Consider the following 19172-nt stretch of genomic DNA (forward strand, 5'->3'; position numbering starts at 1 on the left):
ATGCCAGAGACTTCCGGCCCCAAATCTGACGATCAGCTGGAACAGGAAGTCATGGCCGTCCTGGCAGATCAGCGTTACGACAATGATCCGGTCCGGAACCTGCTGGCCAGATTGTGGCACCGCATCGAAGAGCAGGTGGACCGCCTGGAGCGGGTTGCCGATATCTCCGATCTCTACCAATCCCACGTTCTGGAGAGTAACCGCAGCCTCACGAATCGCTATGAGAAGCAGCTGCGCCAGATCAAGCGGGTGGTGCGCATCTCTGACCTCTATCAGGCCTCACTGAAAGAGGTGAATCTCACCCTGTTCGAGGCTTCCACCCACGACCCCCTGACAGGGATCTCCAATCGTCGCTTCATGGCGGAGCGCTGCCTGGAGGAGGATCAGCGGGCCAGCAGGCATGGCTCCACCTATTCGATGATCATCCTCGATGTTGACCACTTCAAACTGATCAACGACGACTATGGGCATGCCACCGGCGATCTGATGCTGGTGGATTTCGTCAAGGCGCTTTCCGGCAGCCTCCGCCACTACGACATCATCGCCCGCTGGGGTGGGGAGGAGTTCCTGGCCCTGCTGATCGATGCCGATCTGGCCACGGCCGAAGGGGTGGCCAAGCGGATGCTGGCCAACATCCGCAGCATGCGCGTGTCCATCGACGACATGGAGCTGAAGCTCACCGCCAGCATGGGCCTGACCGAGCACAAGGCCGACGAGAACTACGACGCCACCTTCCGCCGCGCCGACAAGGCCCTGCTGATGGCCAAGAACAGTGGTCGCGATCGCCTCGTCGTGATTGATCCCGGCGACCCCCTCGGCCATCGGGAAATCAGCACCCTGGCGGCGACGGAGTAGGGGCCACCCACCCAAGCCAGCTCAGCGAATGAGCCGGCGGCCGCAGGGCCGCCGGCGAGGGCTCAGGCCTCAGGCCTCAGGCTTGGCCAGCGGCAGCAGACACTTGTCGGAATCGCACCCGGCCGGGCCGGCTTCGATCAGCTCGCCGCCGTCGTACTTCTGCAGGGCCAGGAAGAAATCGCCACACACACGCCGCTGTTCGACCTCGCCCACCATCCGGGCGTAGGTGGCCTGATCGATCGGTTCGAAGGGCAGCCGCGGGAAGGTGGCGTTGGCATCGAAGCGGGCCAGGAGTGCGGCCGAGATGTAACCCTCCCCGTTCTCGATGGCGTGGTGGATCGCGGCGGCCAGGGGCTCGATCTCATGCTCACGGAATTCCACCGTCGCCGAGGTGTTGTGGGTGGTGTAGGAGCGCTGCACCTGCATGTAGAAATCGAACTGGGCCAGGGCGGAGAAGTTGTTGATTTCCACCCGGTCGGCCCCGGGCAGGTTGGCCCAGCTCACCTCGGTGGGGATCTCCACCAGCCATTCGGTGCAGCGCGGATCGAAGGGATCATTCAGCAGCCGCCCCTGCTCGTCCTTGTCGGACTGGGAGGGAACGATCGCGTAGCCGTACTCCATGCAGGCCAGGGCCACCGGATCGTTCTTGCGGAAGGTGATGCGGCGGATGAAGCGCTGGGCCTTGGGGGGATGCCAGCCGGGGCTGGCGCCGGTGAGCAGGCTCTTGGTGCCGGCCGGCTGGACGGTGGTGCAGCGATTGGGACGGCGCATGCCATGGCGGTCGCAGTAGTCCCAAACCGCCTCGTGCACCCAGTCCTTCCAGCGGGACAGGTAGGCCGCCTCCTGCTGGCGGAACGACCGGCCCTCCTCGCTGTCGGGACGGCCCGCCTCCCACCACTGCAGCCAGGGGGTGCCGAAGGCGTGGACGAAGAAGTCGAACAGGCCCGTGAAGCTGACCCCCACGATCGGATCCCAGGCCCGGCTGCGGCGATAGCGCTCGACCTCGAAGCGGTGGTTCAGCAGGCAGGCCACCGCCAGACCGCCGGCCTTGAAGGCATCCTCCTGGGCCTGGTGGTCGGCGGGGTCGATCCGGTTGAGATGGATTTCCGCCAGGTTGCAGTGGAAATCGGCTCCGAGAATCTCACCGCAGGGGTTGAGGCCATAGCGACAGAGTCGGTGTTCAAGCTCGTCGGCGCCGATCTCGGGGTGGTGCAGCTGCAGCCAGCGGCCGGCTTCCTCCCGTCCCTGGTCGCAGTAGATGCCGATGAACTCGGTGCGCAGCTCCGGGGTGGTCAGCAGGTCGGCGTTGGAGCGGGCGATGGCCTCGGGGGCGAACTGGATGGCCCCCTCGCCCGACTGGAACTGCTTGGTGACCGCTTCCAGCACCACCTCGCGGCTGGGACGCACGTGAAACACGCGCGTGTGGTTGGCCATGCGCAGGGCGTCCCTTTCGGGGTCGATGCGCCAGTTGCCCTGGTCGTCCTGCTGCCACAGGTTCTCCTTGGCGCCGAGGGCGGAATCGTCATCGGCACAGAACTGGCGCATGCCGGCGCTGCGGCGGATGTTGCCGGCCACGATCGTGACCGCCGCCTCATCGATCAGCAGGCAGCACTCCACCGAGGTGAGCTGGCGGCCCCTGGCCTTGTTGAGGATCTGGGCGACGCGGCCGTAGAGATCCTTCAGCTTGACCGGATTGGCCATGCCTCCGAAGCCCTTGAGGGTTTCCCCCACCGGCCGCACGTCCGAGAGGTCGACCGAAACATGGACAGGACCGTCAAAGCGCTCGTCGCTGCAGAGGTTGAGCAGCAGCCGGTAGCTCTCCACCCAGCCGGCCCGGGTGTCGCCGACCCGGACGCTGACGTGATGGCCATCGATCACGTGGCTGGTCTGCTGCTGGCGGGAGCCGATCGGCGTCAGGCCGATGTCGGTGACGCCATCGATGACGAGGGTGTTGCGGATCTTCGGCAGCCGGCTGATCAGATGGGGCTCGATGATGGCGCCGGTGCCGCAGCCCATCATCGCCAGATCCATCATCAGGGCGAAGGCTTCCCAGTCCACCAGGTTGGTGGAGGTGCAGTTGTAGGCCCCGGAGAAGTTCTCGGATTGCTCGATCCATTCGGTGCCGCCGATCCACAGCCAGCGGCCGGAGGGGAGGGCCATCTGGTGGCGCTGCATGCGCCGGATCAGCTCCACCTCGGAGGCGTCGAGGGAGCCCAGGACCCGCAGGCCCTCCAGGTTGCGCTCAGCCACCTCGTGCCAGCTCTCCCGACCACCGCTCGCGGTCTTGCGGCTGTAGGTGCGATAGAAGACCGGATAGGCCGCCGGAGCGGTGACCGGGAAATCCGCCGCCGGCGCTGGGATCGCGTCGCTGCCGGCAGAGGTCGCCCCGGCAGACGTTGCCCCGGCAGAGGTCGCCGCCGTGTCGGGGGTGGCTGGACGGGCGGCGGAGATGGTCACGGTGGGTACGGCCGGATCGTGTTGCGCACCATAACGCCACCTGTAGGGTCTGCAACGCCCCGACCCCACCAGCCACGGTGCCTTTGGCGCCCGAACGCGATGCTGGAGCCATGGAGCGGATCTGCGAACCGGAGCTGATGGACGAGCCGCTGCAGGCCGAGGCCTACGCGGCGGCGGATTTCTCCAGCGGTGACCTTGCGGTGCTGGAGCGGATCGAGGCCCTCCCCGCCCTGCGGGGGAGCGGCGACGGGGAGGGCCTGAACGTCGTGGATCTGGGCTGCGGACCGGGCAACATCACCTTCCTTGTGGCGCGGCGCTGGCCAGAGGCCCGGGTGCTGGGCATCGACGGATCGGCCGCCATGCTGGCCATCGCCGAGCGGCGGCGGCTGGCGCAGCCGGCCGCCCACCGCCAGGTGCGCTTCCAGCGGCTGGTGCTGCCCAGCCCCCAGCTGGCGGGCCCCTGCAGCGCCGTGGTCAGCAACAGCCTGCTGCACCATCTCCATGATCCGGGCGTGTTCTGGGGAGCCGTGAAGCAGCTCTCGGGTCCGGACACCAGCCTCTACGTGAGGGATCTGCGCCGGCCGGCGAACGCCGCCGACCTCGAGGCCCTGGTGGCCCGCCACGCCGGCGCCGCGCCGGAGGTGCTGCGGCGGGACTATGCCCATTCCCTGCGGGCGGCCTTCACCGCCGCCGAGGTGATCGAGCAGCTGGAGGCCGCCGGGCTGGGGGGGCTTCAGGTGCGGGAGGTGGACGACCGGTATCTGGAGATCCAGGGCCACGGCCTGCCTGGCAGGCTGGCCCCATGACCAGCCGACCCCCCTCCGTCCCCGTTCCGGACACCGACGCCGCGGCACTGGCGGCGGCGGTGAGCCGGCGCCGCAATTTCGCGATCATTTCCCACCCCGATGCGGGCAAGACGACTCTCACCGAGAAGCTGCTGCTCTACGGCGGGGCCATCCAGCAGGCCGGGGCGGTGAAGGCCAAGGGGGAGCAGCGCAAGGTGACCTCCGACTGGATGGAGCTGGAGAAGCAGCGCGGCATCTCGATCACCTCCACCGTGCTCCAGTTCGACTACGCCGGCAGCACGATCAACCTGCTCGACACCCCCGGTCACCAGGACTTCTCGGAGGACACGTACCGGACCCTGGCCGCCGCCGACAACGCCGTGATGCTGGTGGACGCAGCCAAGGGTCTGGAGCCCCAGACCCGCAAGCTGTTCGAGGTCTGCCGGATGCGGCGGATCCCCATCTTCACCTTCATCAACAAGATGGACCGGCCGGGGCGCGAACCCCTGGAGCTGATCGACGAGATCGAACAGGAGCTGGGGCTGGCCTGCTGGCCGGTGAACTGGCCGATCGGCAGCGGCGACCGCTTCCGCGGCGTCATCGACCGGCGCTCCCAGGATCTGCTGCTGTTCGAGCGGGCCGAGCGAGGCCGCCAGAGCCTGGAGCGGCGCCTGGCCCCCGGCGATCCCGATCGGGCCGGGCTCGTGGAGGCGGAGCTGCTGGAGCTGGCCCAGGAGGAACTGGAGCTGGTGGAGGGGGCCGGGGCCACGCTGGATCTGGAGCGGGTGCACGCCGGTGAGCTGAGCCCGGTGTTCTTCGGCTCGGCGATGACCAATTTCGGGGTGCGCCCCTTCCTGGATGCCTTCCTGGAGCTGGCCCAGCCGCCGGTGGCCCGGGAGAGCGACCAGGGACCGGTGGATCCGCTGCGACCGGAGTTCAGCGGCTTCGTGTTCAAGCTCCAGGCCAACATGGACCCCCGCCATCGCGACCGCGTCGCCTTTGTGCGGGTGTGCAGCGGCCGCTTCGAGAAGGACATGAACGTGCGCCACGCCCGCAGCGGCCGCACCATCCGCCTGTCCCGCCCCCAGAAGCTGTTCGGCCAGGACCGGGAGGTGGTGGAGGACGCCTACCCCGGTGATGTGATCGGCCTCAACAACCCCGGCATGTTCGCCATCGGCGACACCCTCTACACCGGTTCGCGGGTGGAGTACGAGGGCATTCCTTGCTTCAGCCCGGAGATCTTCGCCTGGCTGCGCAATCCCAACCCCTCGGCCTTCAAGAGTTTCCGCAAGGGGGTGAACGAGCTGCGGGAGGAGGGGGCCGTCCAGGTGCTCTATGACACCGACCCCAGCAAGCGGGACCCGATCCTGGCGGCGGTGGGCCAGCTGCAGCTGGAGGTGGTGCAGTACCGGCTGGAGAACGAGTACGGCGTCACCAGCCGGCTCGAACCGCTGGAATTCAGCGTCGCCCGCTGGGTGAGCGGCGGCTGGCCGGCCCTGGAACGGGTCGGCCGCCTGTTCAACTGCAAGACGGTCCGCGACGCCTGGGACCGGCCGGTTCTGCTGTTCCGCAACGACTGGAATCTGCACCAGCTGCAGGAGGACCATCCCGAGCTGGAGCTGCACGGGGTGGCGCCGGTGGTGAGCGGGGTGGAGCCGATCGCCCTCTGAACCCGGGGCGCCGTTGGGGTCGGTGCGGGGGAAACCCCTCCCTCGCGCAACCCCGGCGGAGGGGGCAGAATGAAGCAACAAATCGTCACGCCGCAACGGACGGTCACTGCGATGCCTCGATCCGTGACGCCATTCCCGCTCTGGCTTGTGCGTCCCCGCAGCGACGGGGGCAGTGATTACGTCAGCTTCCAGCCCTCCCAGGGGGCCGTGGAGATGCGTGAAGGCAGCCACCTGCCCCCCCAGATGCCCCTGCTCAAGCGGCGCCGGTCGCTGGCCATTGAGGAGGCCGAGGCCTGCCGTCGCCGTCTGCAACAGGAAGCCGGATATCACCGCAGTGAACCGCTTTTTTAGCCTTGGCTCGATACGCTCGTTGGTATGAACCAAGGATCCGACCTGCCCCATCCGGGCCCTGACGCCTCCGATCCGTACGAGCGGCTGGGTGTCGCCCCGGATGCCTCCTTCGACACGGTCCAGGAGGCCAAGCTGGCTCGGCTCCAGGAGGCCGGCGAAGATCCGATGGTGCGCTCCCGCATCGAGGCCGCCTACGACGCCGTGCTGATGGATCGGCTCAAGGAGCGTCAGCAGGGGCGGGTCAGCAGCGCCGCCCGTTCCGCCTCCCAGCGGGAGCAGGCCTCACCACCCCCGAGCCGGCCCGCCCTTTCGGCCCTGCCTAGCCTGCCCCAGCTTCCCCCCTCGCGACTGCCGCGCCCGAGCTTCTCCCTGCCCCGTCTGCAGCTGGCCAGCGGCCGCGATCTCTGGCTTCCCCTGGCGGCCGACGGAGTGCTGCTGGTGCTGCTGGTGCTGATGCCCGGCGCCGCCCCTGAGCTGCTCACGGCTCTGGCCACGGGCGTCACCCTGCTCAACCTGCAGCGGCGCAACGGACGCTTTCTGGCGGCGGTGGGCTGGTCCTTCGCCCTCCTCTGCGTGGGTCTGGTCCTCGGCGGCCTGCTGGCCGGTGGGCTGGGGCCCTCCCTGAGCTCGGCCCTGCCGGTCTCCACCCTCCAGCTGCAGAGCATTCCCGCCATCCTGCTGCTGCTGCTCGGAGCCCTGCTGATCGCCTGAGCCCCGGGGCTTCAGGTCAGGCCACAGCGGCCAGCTCGTCGATCAGCTCCTGCAGTTCCTCTGCCCCCACCCGGTAGACCTCACTGCAGAAATGGCAGGTCAGTTCCGCCTGGCCGTCCTCGCTGAGCATGGCGCTCAGTTCATCGCGGCCCAGAAGCCGCAGGGCGCTGACGCTGCGGTGGCGGCTGCAGGGGCAGTGGAAGCGCACCGGCTGCTCGATCGGAGCCGCCTCCAGGGGCTGGGGATCGAGATCCGGAAAGATGTCCTCGAACAGGGCATGAAGCTGGTGGGCATTGGCGGCGAGCCGCTCGCTGAAACCGGTGATCTCCCGGCAACGCTCCTCCAGCAGGGCCACCAGGGCCGGCTCCCGCGCCGCCTTCGGCAGCACTTGCACCAGCACCCCACCGGCGCAGCGCACCCCGGAACTGTCGATCGTCTCCCCCACGAACAGGGCCGAGGGGGTCTGCTCGGAATGCAACAGGTAGGAGGCCACGTCCTCACCGATCCCGCCGCTCACCAGCTCCACGGTGCTGCTGAAGGGTTCGCCCTGGCCCCGGTCCCGCACCACGTGCAGGTAGCCGGTGCCGGTGGCGCGGCGGAAGTCGAAGCGGTGGCCGCCGTCCGCGTCGGGGAGCAGATCGAGTTCCAGGTCGGGGCGGCCCACGTAGCCCCGCACGCTGCCGTCCCGGCCCGCATCCACCATCAGGCCCCGCAGCGGTCCGTCGGACTGGATGCGCAGATTCACACGCCCATGGGCCACCTTCATCGAGCTGGCCAGCAGCAGGGCCGCCGTCATGGCACGGCCCAGCAGGGCGGTGGTGAGAAAGGAGAGCCCGTGGCGTTCCCGGGCCACGCGGCTGGCCGCGGTGGTGGTGACCGCGACCATGCGGATGCCGCCGCCGGCGCCGGTGGCCCTCAGCAGGCTGTCCCCCATGAACTGAGCCCCCATGAACTGAGCCCCCATGAACCGATCCCCCATCCAGCCGTCCCCCACCATCAGCTGGTCATCGTAAGGAGGCGGATCGGGGCGCCTCCAGGGGCCCCAGGGCGCCGGCCTCCAGCCGCCAGCCGTGGTCGATCACACCCCGGAACAGCTCGGGTTCGTGGGTCACCACCAGCAGGGCCCGCTCCCGGGCCAGGTCGGCCAGCAGCTGCAGCACCTCCTCCCGCACGGTCCAGTCGAGGCCGGCGGTGGGTTCATCGAGCAGCAGCACCCGGGCATCCCGCACCAGCTGCACCGCCAGCGCCAGCCGCCGCTGCTGGCCGCCGCTGAGCCGCTCGGGAGCCTGCTGCAGGGAGAGGTGGCCGAGACCCACCTGCTCCAGCACCGCCTCAGCCTTCTCGGCGGTGAGCCGCCGCTGGCCCAGCTTCAGCTCCTGGCCCACCGTCAGGCCGAGGAAATGGCGTTCCGGGAACTGGAACACCAGGCCACACAGCCAGCGGCGCTGGCGGCTGTTGAGGGCCTCCCCCTGCCAGAGGATGCGGCCGGCATCGGCTTCGGCCAGACCGCAGAGCACCTCCAGCAGGGTGGTCTTGCCGCTGCCGCTGCGGCCGGCCACCAGGGCCGGGGCTCCCACCGCCAGCTGCAGCGAAACGTCACGCAGCACCGGCGCGGCCGCCGTGGCCGGGTGATAGCGCAGACCGATGACGTCGAGCATCCCACCAGCATGCCGTCCGGCGCTGCGGCGCCGGCGCCCGGGAACGTGTTGGATGGGGGGACACGCGCGCCGTCTCCCCTTCTCCATGGATGTCCGATTTCGCGAGGTGGATCCGTTCAACTGCTGGATCTGGCTGCGCTTCGCCGACCAGCCCGGCGGGTCCGAGCGGGGCTACGTCGAAACGGCCTTCGACAGCTGGTTCTTCCTCGGCAAGCTGGGCGGCTTCAATGCCGAGAACCTGCAGACCCACGAGGGGGGTGTGGACCTGGGCTGGCTCCCCTACGACACCGACTCCGCCGAACGTTGTCTGCCCGCCCTGATGCACAACATGGGGCCGATGGAGTACCAGGACGACTGGGCCCGCTGCTGGGTCGACCTGGGCACCAGCGATGCCCTGGCCCTCGATGTGCTGATCAACGCCCTGCGCCAGCTGGACAACGACGTTCTCGAGATCACCGAACTGGTGATCGGCGGCCTCAACGAGGACTGGCCGATTGACGAGGAGCCCGAGAGCCCGTTCACCGGAGACTGATGGGGCGGGAGCTGCGCCGGCTGCTGATCACCCCGGAGCGGATCGCCGCCCTGGCGGCCGGGGGCCCGGAGCTGGCCAGGCTGGCCCTGGAGTCCCAGGAACGCCACTACCTGGAACGGGTGCTGCGCTACCGCCCCGGCGATCGCCTGGCGCTGGTCGACGGTGTCGGCGGACTCTGGACGGCGGTGCTCGACCCGGAGCGGGGCCTGCGGCTGGAGCAGGCACCTGCTGAGCCGCTGCTGCGGGAGGAGCCGCCTTGGCCACCCCTGGAGCTCGCCATGGCCGTGCCGCGGCGGGAGGCGGATCTGGTCTGGCGCATGGCCACGGAACTGGGGGCCGACCGGCTTCAGCCCCTGCTGGCCGAGCGTGGCGCCCCTGGCGAGCGCTGTCCCCTCGAGCGCTGGCAGGGGATCGTGCGGGAGGCCACCGAGCAGTGCGAACGGCTGTGGCATCCGGTGCTGGAATCTCCCCAGCCGGCCCGGGAGTGGCTGAGCCGGCACACGCCCGGGATCGCCCTGCTGGCCACCACCCGGCGGGAGGGGCTGCCCCTCTGCAGCCAAAGGCTGCGGGAACTGCTGGACGGGGCGGGCGAGGGGGCGAGCGACAAGGACCTGGCGGCCGGCCTCCGGCTGGCGATCGGTCCGGAAGGGGGCTGGAGCCCCCAGGAGGAGGAATGGGCCGAAGCCGCCGGCTGGCAGCCGGTGAGCCTGGGGCCAACCATCCTGCGCACGGCGACTGCCGCGGTGGCCGGCCTGGCCCTGCTGGCCGACTGGCGTGCGCTCAGGAGCGCATCATGCCGGCCGCCATCTCCTTGAACACGCCCAGGTTCGCCCCGGGGGTGCGGCGCTTCATCGGGGTGGCGCCCCCGGCGGTGACGCAGTCGGGGGCGAAGGTGGCCAACGAGGGTGCCGGCCGCAGCGCCTCGGCGGCGGCCAGTTCGGCCGCGATCGCCTCGGCGGTGGTCAGACCTGAAACGGGCTGAGGGGTGCCCTCAGCCGCCGCCGGGGCTGCAGACGCCGCAGGCTTGGCCTCGGCAGGCTGGGGGGCGGCTTTGGCCGCTGGCTTGGCTTCGGCCTTGGGGGGGGCCACCACGGCCGGGGGCTGATTGCCTTCGCCGCCACCCAGATCGAGGAAGAACTTGGGTCGTTTGAAGACCATTCGGAGCACCGCCGGATGCAGGGATTATCCGCCGAAGCCGGCGCCCCGCAGCGCCTGGCTTAGATCTGTGCAACACAACCGGGCTTCCGCCATGCTGCCGCTGCCGCCCCAGGACCCCCTCCACTGGCTGGCGGCCCTGGCGATCAACGGGCTGCTGATCGGGCTGGCCCAGCGCCTGCCCCTGCTCACCCCGGCGGGCTGGGTGCATGCCGGGGTGCTCGGCACCCTGCTGTGGGGAAGCCTGGGCTGGCGCGGCTGGCTCGCGGTGGTGGTGTATCTCGCCCTGGGCAGCGCGGTGACGAAGCTGGGGTTCCGGCGCAAGCGGGAGCTGGGGCTGGCCGAGGGGCGGGAGGGGCGCCGGGGGCCGGAGAACGTCTGGGGCTCCGCCCTGGTGGGGACGGTGCTGGCCCTGCTGACCTGCCGGGCACCGGCGGCCATGCAGCCCCTGCTCCTGGCCGGATTCGCCGCCAGCTTCGCCGCCAAGCTCGCCGACACCTTCGGCAGCGAGATCGGCAAGCGCTGGGGCCGGCACACCGTGCTGATCACCAGCCTGCGGCCGGTACCCCCCGGCACCGAGGGGGCCATCAGCCTGGAGGGCACCGCCGCCAGCCTGCTGGGCAGCGTCCTGATGACCCTGGCCATGGGGGCCCTGGGGGTGATCCGCGGCTGGCCGCTGGCGGCCCTGGTGGGCGGTGTCGGGCTGGTGGCCACCCTGGCCGAGAGCGTGGTGGGCGCCAGCCTGCAGCGTCACTGGCGCTGGCTGAGCAATGAGGTGGTCAACGGGCTCCAGACCCTGCTGGCGGCCCTGCTGGCGATGGCGCTGGTGCCGTGGCTGTCGCCGCCTCTGGGCTGAGGGCCTGCTGGCGCCAGGCGAGGGCGGCGCGCCTGAGGCGATCGAGGGCGGCGTCGTGGCGGCGCTGGGCCTGGCGGGCCGGCATGCCCAGCTGCCGGCCCAGCTCCACCCAGGTGCAGCCGCCATCGAGGCGGCCCACCAGCAGCTCCCGCTCCCGGGGATCGAGATCGGCCAGCTGCTGGCGCAGCCACTGACGCTCTGCGCCGCGGGCTTCGCTCTCGCCCGCCGCCGCCTCATCGCCGCAGGGGGAGGCGGGGGCGGCCAGCAGATCCAGCAGGCAGCTGGCCGCCTCGGACGCGCCACCTCCCGGGCCGAGGGGGGCATCCAGGCTGCGCACCCGGGCGGCCCGGCGGATCCCCAGGGCCTCCTCCAGCCGGGCCGGATCACAGGCCAGCCGGTCGGCGAGGGCGGCGGGCGGCAGGGGATCGAGCCCCTGGCGGCGGCGGGCCTCCTGCAGGCCCAGCACCTGCTGATGCAGATCCCACAGGGGCCGGGGCGGACGCACCAGGGGCTGCCGATCCCGCCGTTCGCGGCGCATCGCCCCCTGGATGTACGGCACCGCAAAGCTGCTGAGGCTGACGTTGCGGTCGGGATCGAAGGCCTCCACCGCCCGGATCAGGCCGAGGCTGCCCACCTGGGCGAGGTCATCGAAGGCCATCCCCGCGTCGGCGCCCTGGCGCCTGGCGATGCTGTACACGAGCGGCAGGTTGTCCTCCACCAGCAGGTTGCGCCAGCGCAGCCGGACGACCGGATCGGTGGCCTCGGCGAACGCCTTGAGCCGGCGGCGGTTGCGGCTGCGGCGATCGACGATGGCCTCCGGGATCTCACGGCAGCCCGGACACAGATCCGGGGCCGGCACCCGGCGGGTGCTCTGCACCACCGCCGCCGGCGGCGGGGGCGAAGGGGGCGGGGGGCGATCCATGGCGTTGGGCTCAGCGAGGGGCCGTTCCTTCAGGGTCGCCGTCGGCCACGGGCGGCGGTTCACCCCACGGGGGGAGCGGCTCTCATCCGATCGGGTGATGCCAGCGGCAGCGGCCCGGGGAAGAATGGCGGCTGGGTTCGCCCCGGGAAAACTGACGGCCGGGCCGGCGGTTCAGAAGCCAGCCGTCACGCTGCTGTGGGGATCGAGCCCGGCCCAGTCCAGCAAGGCCCTCCATGTGCGCAGGCGCCGGTAGAGCTGGCCGTGGCCGTCGCTGTTGAGGTGCAGGCCGTCGCTGCCCAGCCACTGCAGCCAGTGGGGGTCGGCCAGCAGGCCATCGAGCAGGGGCAGGAAGGGGACGTCGGCCTCCATGCAGGCCTCCTCCAGCAGGCCCTCGTAGTGGCGCACCGTGGCCAGGTCGTACCAGAGCATCTCGGCGAAGGGCATCACCACCTCATCCACCGGGGTGAGGCCCAGCACGAACAGCGGGGCGATCGACGCCAGCCGGGGGAGCAGCTGCTTCAGGCCGAACAGGAAGGCGTCGGGGGCCAGCTGGTGGCGGCCGTCGGGCCGGCCCACCCGGGCCGTGTCGTTGAGGCCGATCGACAGCAGGATCCCCTGGGGCCGCTGGCGGCGCAGTTCACCCCGGTGGCTCACCTCCGCCTCGGCACGGGCCGCCAGCCGCTCCAGCCCATCCCCTCGCACCCCCAGGCCATAGAGCACCGGCCCCTGGGGCAGCTCCATCCAGTGGCGCCGCAGCCGCTCGCACCAGCCGCCCTGTTCCGGATCACCCCATCCATAGACCCCGCTGTCGCCGAGCACCACCAGCTTCTTTGGCACCTGCATGGGCAGGGCGCTCAGAGGCTGGCGCCGAAGCGGCGCAGCCGCTCCAGGCCGTCGTCGATCGTGGCCGGGGACGCCGCGCAGGACAGACGGATGCAGCGGTCATCGCCGAAGGCGGCACCGGGCACCACCGCCAGCCCCACCTCGTCGAGCAGCCGGCCGCAGAGGGTCATCGAATCCAGCCCCCAGGCGCTGACGTCGGGGAAGGCGTAGAAGGCCCCCTCGGGGGGCAGCAACTCGAGGCCGCTGATCGCCATCAGCCCGTCGCTGAGGCGGGAGCGCCGACGGCTGAATTCGGCCGCCATCTCCTGGACGCAGTCGCGCGAGCCGCTGACAGCCGCCAGGGCACCGAACTGGGCAAAGCTGCAGACATTGCTGGTGCTCTGGCTCTGCAGGGCGCTGGCGGCGGCCACCACATGGCGGGCGCCCGCCAGCCAGCCGATGCGCCAGCCGGTCATCGCCCAGCCCTTGGCAAAGCCATTGACGATGAAGATCCGCTCGGCGATGTCGGGCGCCACCGCCGCCAGGCTGTGGTGCACGTGGCCGGGGGAGAGCAGCAGCTCATAGATCTCGTCGCAGACCACCGCCACGGCCGGGTGGCGGCGCAGCACGGCGGCGATCCCCTCCAGCTCGGAGCGGCTGAGCACCATGCCGGTGGGATTGGAGGGGCTGTTGAGGACCAGCAGCCGGCTGGCCGGGGTGATCGCCGCCTCGAGCTGCTCGGGGCTGAAACGGAACCCGCCGCTGGCATCGGTGGGGAGGCAGCAGACGCTGGCCCCGGCCAGGTGGGCCATCTCCGGGTAGCTCAACCAGTACGGGGCCGGCAGCAGCACCTCGTCACCGGGGTCGAGCAGAACCTGGAAGAGGTTGTAGAGGGCCTGCTTGCCCCCATTGGTCACCAGCACCTGGTCGGGCCGGGTGGGAACGCCGTTCTCCTGGCTCAGCTTGGTGGCGATCGCCTGGCGCAGATCAGGCTCGCCCGCCACGGGCCCATAGCGGGTGTGGCCGGCCTCGAGGGCCTCGGCGGCCGCCTGGCGGATGAAGGCGGGGGTGTCGAAGTCGGGCTCCCCGGCGCTGAGGCTGCAGATGTCCTTGCCCTCGGCGCGCAGCTCGCGCGCCTTGGCGGTGATGGCGAGGGTGAGCGATGGCTGCAACGCCTGCGCCCGGGCGGAGAGCGGCAACGGGGCCGGCATGGCAGCGCGCGCCGTCTGGAGGGCGCGATTCGGCAATCCCGCCATCTTGCCCTACGCCCTGCGCCATGCCGAAGAATGGGGCGATGGCCGGCAATCCCCTGCAACCATCTCCCCTGCAACCGTCCCTTCTGGGTGAGGCCCCTGCCACCGCGGAGCCTGCCACTGCGGGGACGCCCGACCTTGCGGCCCTGGAGAGGGACTGCCGCGAGTGCCGCCGCTGCGGCCTGGCGGAGGGCCGCCAGCGGGTGGTGGTGAGCCGCGGCGATCCGGCGGCCCGGCTGATGGTGATCGGCGAGGGGCCCGGCGCCCAGGAGGACGCCAGCGGCCGGCCGTTCGTGGGCCGGGCCGGCCAGCTGCTCGACCAGATGCTCGCCAGCGTGGGGCTGGACAGCGAGCGCGATGCCTACGTCTGCAACGTGGTGAAGTGCCGCCCGCCGGACAACCGCCGGCCCACGCCCCAGGAGATCGCCGCCTGCGCCCCCTGGCTGGCCGCCCAGATCGCCGCCGTCAATCCCTCCGTGGTGCTGCTGGCCGGCGCCACCGCCCTGGAGGGGGTGCTGGGGATCAAGGGGGGGATCTCCCGGCTGCGGGGCCGCTGGCATCCCTGGCAGGGCCGCTCGGTGATGCCCGTGTTCCATCCCTCCTACCTGCTGCGCAATCCCTCGCGGGAGCAGGGCTCGCCCAAGTGGCTCACCTGGCAGGACCTGCAGGAGGTGCGGCGGCGCCTGGACCAGGACCAACCGTCGACACCCTCTTTGTGACAGGCTTTGGCCACCACCGGCCCACCCAAGATGACCGGCACCCTGGCCACATCCACCACCACCGCTCCGGGGACCTCCCCCCTGCCGGCCGACTGGGCCAGTGACCCCCGCTTCGACACGGTGATCCGCCGCCGCCGGACGCGCAGCGTGCGGGTGGGCGACGTGTGGGTGGGCAGCGAGCACCCCGTGGTGGTGCAGTCGATGATCAACGAGGACACCCTCGACATCGAGGGGGCCACCGCCGGCATCCGCCGCCTGCACGAGGCGGGCTGCGAGATCGTGCGCCTGACGGTGCCGAGCCTGGCCCATGCCAAGGCGGTGAAGGAGATCCGCCAGCGGCTGGAAGACAGCTACCAGCCGGTGCCGCTGGTGGCGGACGTGCACCACAACGGCATGAAGATCGCCCTGGAGGTGGCCCAGCACGTCGACAAGGTGCGGATCAATCCGGGCCTCTACGTGTTCGACAAACCCGACCCCAACCGCACCGAGTTCACCCCAGAGGAGGTGGCGGCGATCGGCGAGCGGATCCAGGCCACCCTCGAACCCCTGGTGAGCCTGCTCAAGGAACAGGACAAGGGGCTGCGGATCGGCGTCAACCACGGCTCCCTGGCGGAGCGGATGCTGTTCACCTACGGCGACACCCCCCTGGGGATGGTGGAGAGCGCCATGGAGTTCATCCACATCTGCGACCGCCTCGACTTCCACAACATCGTCGTGTCGATGAAGGCCTCACGGGCCCCGGTGATGCTGGCGGCCTACCGGATGATGGCCTTCCGCATGGACGCCGAGGGCTTCCACTACCCCCTGCACCTGGGGGTCACCGAGGCGGGCGACGGCGACTACGGCCGGATCAAGAGCACCGCCGGTATCGCCACCCTGCTGGCCGAGGGCCTCGGCGACACGATCCGGGTGTCGCTCACCGAGGCGCCAGAGAAGGAGATCCCTGTCTGTTACTCGATTCTGCAGGCCATGGGGCTGCGCAAGACGATGGTGGAGTACGTGGCCTGCCCCAGCTGCGGCCGCACCCTGTTCAACCTGGAGGAGGTGCTGCACACGGTGCGCAATGCCACCGCCCACCTCACCGGGCTGGACATCGCCGTGATGGGCTGCATCGTCAACGGCCCGGGCGAGATGGCCGACGCTGACTACGGCTACGTCGGCAAGACCCCCGGCACGATTTCCCTCTACCGGGGGCGGGAGGAGATCCGCCGGGTTCCCGAGGCCGAAGGGGTGGAGGCGCTGATCGCCCTGATCAAGGAGGACGGTCGCTGGGTCGACCCCTGAACGGGGAGCCCACCCCAGGCATCGGCGCTACGTTGGAACCACGTTTCAGACTCCTTGAGGATCCCCACCATGGGCAGAGCTCGCGCCACCGTCGTGGTGCTGGTTGGTCTCGGAGCCTGCGCCGCCACGGCGGTGATGGCCAGGGAGATGGTGCTGACCCCCACCGGAACCGTGTCGATCAGCGACAGCCCCAAGGAGGTGATGGACCAGGCGTGGCAGATCGTCTTCCGCGACTACCTGGACACCACGGGCAAGTACACGCCTGAGCAGTGGCGCAAGCTGCGCAGGAGCGTGCTGTCCAAGAGCTACAGCACCCCCAAGGATGCCTACGAGGGCATCCGCGGCATGCTCGGCACCCTCGACGATCCCTACACCCGCTTCCTGGACCCGCGGGAGTTCAAGGAGATGCAGATCGACACCTCCGGGGAGCTCTCCGGGGTGGGCATCCAGCTGAGCGTCGACAAGGAGACCAAGGAGCTGGTCGTCATCTCGCCGATCGAGGGTTCGCCGGCCTCGAGGGCCGGGGTGCAGCCCAAGGACGTGATCGTCTCGATCGACGGCAAGAGCACCAAGGGGATGAGCACCGAGGACGCGGTGAAGCTGATCCGGGGCAAGGCGGGCACCACCGTGAACCTGGTGCTGCGCCGCAAGGGCCAGAACCTCGACACCCCCCTGACCCGGGAGCTGATCGAGATCCACGCCGTCACCCACCAGGTGAATACGGCGCCGGACGGCACCAGGATCGGCTACATCCGCCTGAAGCAGTTCAGCGCCACCGCCACCAAGGACATGCGGGCGGCGGTGCGCGACCTGGAGGCCCAGGGGGTAAAGGGCTACGTGCTCGATCTGCGCAGCAACCCCGGCGGGCTGCTGGTGGCAAGCGTCGAGATCGCCCGCCAGTGGATCAACGAAGGGATCATCGTCTCCACCAAGACCCGCGACGGCATCCAGGACGTCAAGCGGGCCACGGGGCAGGCCCTCACCACCAAGCCCATGGTGGTACTGGTCAACGAGGGTTCGGCGAGCGCCAGCGAGATCCTCTCCGGCGCCCTGCAGGACAACAACCGCGCCGTGCTGGTGGGTCAGAAGACCTTCGGCAAGGGTCTGGTGCAGTCCGTCCGCGGGCTCTCGGATGGCTCGGGCATGACGGTGACCATCGCCAAGTACCTGACGCCCCGCAACCGGGACATCCATAAGCACGGCATCAACCCGGACGTGCCGGTGAAAATGACCGAGCAGGAGGTCCAGCGCCTCAGGTTGGAGGACATCGGCACCAACCGCGACAGCCAGTATCGGGTGGCCGAGTCAACCCTGCGCAAGCAGCTGCAGGCCGGGGCCGCTCTGCAGAAGGCCTTCGAGCCCGGCAGCGCCAACCTGCCGGCGGCCCTTGCCAAACCCTGAGCCGCTGGAGCACGAGCCGGGCACCCCGCCCGGCTCGGTCTGGGACCTCAAACCGTGGTGGTGTCAGCCGTGGAGCATTCTGCTCACCGGCCTGTCCATCGTGACGGGCAGCTGGATGGTGCTGCACCTGTGGTGGCTCACCGCCGGGGTGTCGGTGGTGATCGCCGCCTGGTGGCTGCTGTTCCTGGTGCTGATGCCGGCTGCCTGGAAGCAGGAGCAGGCCAGCAGCAGCGGAGGCTGAAAAGCTGCGAGTGAAGCCCGGGACTCAGGCCACCGGCTGCATCAGGCCACCGCCGGGGGAGGAGTCGTCGTCGTCGTTGTTGCCGGCGGACGACTGGAGCAGGGCGAAGAAGCCGAGGCCGAGCACCCCCAGGAAGGCCGGCAGCATCAGGGGATTCTGGGTGGCGCCCGCGACCTCGATCAGCTCACCCATGTCGGCGCGTAACGAAAGATGACGCCAGCTTAACGGACATTCTCATCGGTTGGGCGCCTCAGTCGAAGACATGGCCGTGCTCGTAGCGCTCGGCGTGGCCGGCGGCCTCGGTGAGGGCCGCCACGTTCTCGCGGGTGAAGAAGCCGTCGTAGCCCAGGCAGCGCTCCACGTACTCGGTGATCAGCAGGGAATAGGCCGAGCTGCGCGAGAAGATCTGGCGCAGGTTGGGCTGGTCGCCGCATTCCCCCACCATGTCGGCGAGGAAGGGGATGCCCAGCTCGCGCAGGGTCCGCACCACCACGTCCACGTTCTTTTCCCCGTTGCTGTCGCCATCGACAACCTCATAGGCGATGTGATGCATGCGCCGGCCGAAATTGCGGACGAAGTCCTCGGTGGGCATGGGCAGGTTGGCCAGGGAGTTGAGATAGGAGGGGGTGTTGTTGGCGGTGAAGACGCGGGCGGGGGAGAGTTTGTCGTCCGCCAGCGTCGGATGGCGGGTGACGTTGGTGGAGGAATTCATCTCGGCGATGTCGTAGGAGCCCCAGTAGTAGTAGGGAACCATCGTCAGATACTCGAGGATGGCATCCTCCCGCTCGCCGGCCAGCACCCGCGTGGCCAGGTGGTCGATGCCCAGGATCTTGCCCTCCAGCCCGTGGTCCCGGTGGCGGCGGGCGGCTTCGGTGAGGGGCTCGAGGGCCTCGTCATCGAGCAGCACCCGATCGCCCAGATCCAGGGCCGCCAGGCCATCGAGGGGCCGGTCCACATAGCCGACCCGGTTGTAGGTGTAGTCGGAGAGGAAGGTGAAGCAGAGATGCTTCGAGGCATAGAAGGGGTTGACGGTCTCCCCCGGATAGGCGAAGCGGATGTTCTGGGGTTCGAGGATGGCGCGCAGATCGTGGCAGGAGGACACCTGGAAGATCTCACCGATGTAGCGGGCGTTGGGCTTGTCGATCGAGAGGGGATACATCGCATTCCAGCGCGTGACCTCATCCTCGAAGTCGTCAAACAGCGGCTCCAGCACGATCACCCGCGGCAAGGCCTCACCCCCCTTGAGCAGGTAAATGCGGTGGGTGGCGTTGATCCAGCACTCCTGGTAGCGATAGGGGGTGGTGAGGGTGAGTTCCGCGAGGTAGGGCAGGCCGTTGCCGTGGTCCACCTGGATCACGACGGCCGCCATCGGCCCCACCACCTGCTCCAGCCCCGACGCAACCCGCCGGGCGTAGACGCGGGGCAGGAATTCCTCGAAGAAGGCCGTGTTGCGCTTGTCGCCCCTGGGCCGGTAGCTGGCGAGGTCGATCATCGGCGGCG

21 protein-coding genes are annotated in these 19172 nt (G+C 69.9%); 12 read left to right on the forward strand and 9 right to left on the reverse strand.

Annotated features, from left to right (window positions below):
- Window positions 1-855, forward strand: coding sequence for a biofilm regulation diguanylate cyclase SiaD (gene siaD, locus CJZ86_RS04135; RefSeq protein WP_286145687.1), 855 nt, complete (start codon window positions 1-3; stop codon window positions 853-855).
- Window positions 856-924: 69 nt separating this feature from the next.
- Here siaD and nrdJ read toward each other — a convergent pair whose 3' ends face one another.
- Window positions 925-3312 carry a ribonucleoside-triphosphate reductase, adenosylcobalamin-dependent gene (nrdJ, locus tag CJZ86_RS04140; RefSeq protein WP_094584677.1) on the reverse strand — a complete coding sequence of 796 codons (2388 nt, stop codon included), beginning with the start codon at window positions 3310-3312 and terminating at the stop codon, window positions 925-927.
- 110 nt (window positions 3313-3422) lie between these two features.
- Between nrdJ and CJZ86_RS04145 the strand changes: the two genes are divergently transcribed.
- The 4 genes from CJZ86_RS04145 to CJZ86_RS04160 all read left to right on the forward strand — a co-directional run bounded on the left by CJZ86_RS04145 (window position 3423) and on the right by CJZ86_RS04160 (window position 6829).
- Window positions 3423-4118, forward strand: coding sequence for a class I SAM-dependent methyltransferase (locus CJZ86_RS04145; RefSeq protein WP_094584678.1), 696 nt, complete (start codon window positions 3423-3425; stop codon window positions 4116-4118).
- Window positions 4115-5767: a peptide chain release factor 3 gene (locus CJZ86_RS04150; protein ID WP_094584679.1), complete on the forward strand. Its 1653-nt coding sequence runs from the start codon at window positions 4115-4117 to the stop codon at window positions 5765-5767. The genes CJZ86_RS04145 and CJZ86_RS04150 overlap by 4 nt, the downstream gene beginning before the upstream one ends.
- A 111-nt stretch (window positions 5768-5878) precedes the next feature.
- Complete coding sequence (locus tag CJZ86_RS04155; RefSeq protein WP_094584680.1) at window positions 5879-6118, forward strand: hypothetical protein; 240 nt, start codon at window positions 5879-5881, stop codon at window positions 6116-6118.
- A gap of 24 nt (window positions 6119-6142) precedes the next feature.
- A complete protein-coding gene (locus CJZ86_RS04160) occupies window positions 6143-6829 on the forward strand; it encodes a CPP1-like family protein (protein WP_094584681.1) in 687 nt (228 codons plus the stop codon).
- Window positions 6830-6845: 16 nt separating this feature from the next.
- Here the strand turns inward: CJZ86_RS04160 and hslO are convergent, their stop codons facing one another.
- Together hslO and CJZ86_RS04170 are read right to left on the reverse strand one after the other, a co-directional pair.
- Window positions 6846-7763, reverse strand: coding sequence for an Hsp33 family molecular chaperone HslO (gene hslO / locus CJZ86_RS04165; protein ID WP_094584736.1), 918 nt, complete (start codon window positions 7761-7763; stop codon window positions 6846-6848).
- Window positions 7764-7833: 70 nt separating this feature from the next.
- On the reverse strand, window positions 7834-8487 hold the full coding sequence (locus CJZ86_RS04170) for an ABC transporter ATP-binding protein (RefSeq protein ID WP_094584682.1): 654 nt from the start codon (window positions 8485-8487) through the stop codon (window positions 7834-7836).
- A gap of 85 nt (window positions 8488-8572) precedes the next feature.
- On the opposite strand from CJZ86_RS04170, the gene CJZ86_RS04175 reads away from it, so the two are divergent.
- Window positions 8573-9019, forward strand: a complete 447-nt coding sequence (locus CJZ86_RS04175; protein ID WP_094584683.1) for a DUF3531 family protein — start codon at window positions 8573-8575, stop codon at window positions 9017-9019.
- On the forward strand, window positions 9019-9834 hold the full coding sequence (locus tag CJZ86_RS04180; RefSeq protein ID WP_094584684.1) for a 16S rRNA (uracil(1498)-N(3))-methyltransferase: 816 nt from the start codon (window positions 9019-9021) through the stop codon (window positions 9832-9834). The genes CJZ86_RS04175 and CJZ86_RS04180 overlap by 1 nt, the downstream gene beginning before the upstream one ends.
- Here the strand turns inward: CJZ86_RS04180 and CJZ86_RS04185 are convergent.
- Window positions 9800-10177 carry a hypothetical protein gene (locus tag CJZ86_RS04185; protein ID WP_094584685.1) on the reverse strand — a complete coding sequence of 126 codons (378 nt, stop codon included), beginning with the start codon at window positions 10175-10177 and terminating at the stop codon, window positions 9800-9802. The two genes, CJZ86_RS04180 and CJZ86_RS04185, sit on opposite strands and share 35 nt — an antisense overlap.
- A 91-nt stretch (window positions 10178-10268) precedes the next feature.
- Between CJZ86_RS04185 and CJZ86_RS04190 the strand changes: the two genes are divergently transcribed.
- Window positions 10269-11030, forward strand: a complete 762-nt coding sequence (locus CJZ86_RS04190; protein WP_094584686.1) for a TIGR00297 family protein — start codon at window positions 10269-10271, stop codon at window positions 11028-11030.
- Here the strand turns inward: CJZ86_RS04190 and CJZ86_RS04195 are convergent.
- The 3 genes from CJZ86_RS04195 to CJZ86_RS04205 all read right to left on the reverse strand — a co-directional run bounded on the left by CJZ86_RS04195 (window position 10954) and on the right by CJZ86_RS04205 (window position 13985).
- Window positions 10954-11952 (reverse strand): sigma-70 family RNA polymerase sigma factor, encoded by a 999-nt coding sequence (locus tag CJZ86_RS04195; protein ID WP_143594027.1) that lies wholly within the window; start codon window positions 11950-11952, stop codon window positions 10954-10956. The genes CJZ86_RS04190 and CJZ86_RS04195 overlap by 77 nt on opposite strands.
- 171 nt (window positions 11953-12123) lie before the next feature.
- Window positions 12124-12795 (reverse strand): GDSL-type esterase/lipase family protein, encoded by a 672-nt coding sequence (locus CJZ86_RS04200; RefSeq protein WP_094584688.1) that lies wholly within the window; start codon window positions 12793-12795, stop codon window positions 12124-12126.
- Window positions 12796-12806: 11 nt separating this feature from the next.
- Window positions 12807-13985 (reverse strand): pyridoxal phosphate-dependent aminotransferase, encoded by a 1179-nt coding sequence (locus CJZ86_RS04205; RefSeq protein ID WP_094584689.1) that lies wholly within the window; start codon window positions 13983-13985, stop codon window positions 12807-12809.
- Between the two features lie 65 nt (window positions 13986-14050).
- Between CJZ86_RS04205 and CJZ86_RS04210 the strand changes: the two genes are divergently transcribed.
- The 4 genes from CJZ86_RS04210 (at window position 14051) to CJZ86_RS04225 (ending at window position 17672) form a co-directional block, all read left to right on the forward strand.
- Entirely contained in the window at window positions 14051-14746 is a 696-nt protein-coding gene (locus tag CJZ86_RS04210; protein WP_094584690.1) for a uracil-DNA glycosylase, read from the forward strand.
- A 30-nt stretch (window positions 14747-14776) separates the two neighbouring features.
- A complete protein-coding gene (ispG, locus tag CJZ86_RS04215; protein ID WP_094584737.1) occupies window positions 14777-16030 on the forward strand; it encodes a (E)-4-hydroxy-3-methylbut-2-enyl-diphosphate synthase in 1254 nt (417 codons plus the stop codon).
- 69 nt (window positions 16031-16099) lie between these two features.
- Entirely contained in the window at window positions 16100-17431 is a 1332-nt protein-coding gene (locus CJZ86_RS04220) for a S41 family peptidase (protein ID WP_094584691.1), read from the forward strand.
- The gene (locus CJZ86_RS04225; protein WP_094584692.1) at window positions 17418-17672 is read left to right on the forward strand and encodes a DUF6737 family protein; all 255 of its coding nucleotides are present in this window, start codon (window positions 17418-17420) and stop codon (window positions 17670-17672) included. Before CJZ86_RS04220 ends, CJZ86_RS04225 begins: the two co-directional genes overlap by 14 nt.
- A gap of 24 nt (window positions 17673-17696) precedes the next feature.
- On the opposite strand, the gene CJZ86_RS17065 is transcribed toward CJZ86_RS04225, so the two are convergent.
- Together CJZ86_RS17065 and CJZ86_RS04230 are read right to left on the reverse strand one after the other, a co-directional pair.
- Window positions 17697-17864, reverse strand: coding sequence for a hypothetical protein (locus CJZ86_RS17065; RefSeq protein WP_190609555.1), 168 nt, complete (start codon window positions 17862-17864; stop codon window positions 17697-17699).
- 58 nt (window positions 17865-17922) lie between these two features.
- The gene (locus tag CJZ86_RS04230) at window positions 17923-19164 is read right to left on the reverse strand and encodes a hypothetical protein (protein ID WP_094584693.1); all 1242 of its coding nucleotides are present in this window, start codon (window positions 19162-19164) and stop codon (window positions 17923-17925) included.
- Between the last annotated feature and the right edge of the window lie 8 nt (window positions 19165-19172).

Origin of the sequence: Synechococcus sp. BO 8801 (assembly GCF_002252675.1) — a bacterium.
In the GTDB taxonomy this organism is placed as follows: domain Bacteria; phylum Cyanobacteriota; class Cyanobacteriia; order PCC-6307; family Cyanobiaceae; genus Cyanobium.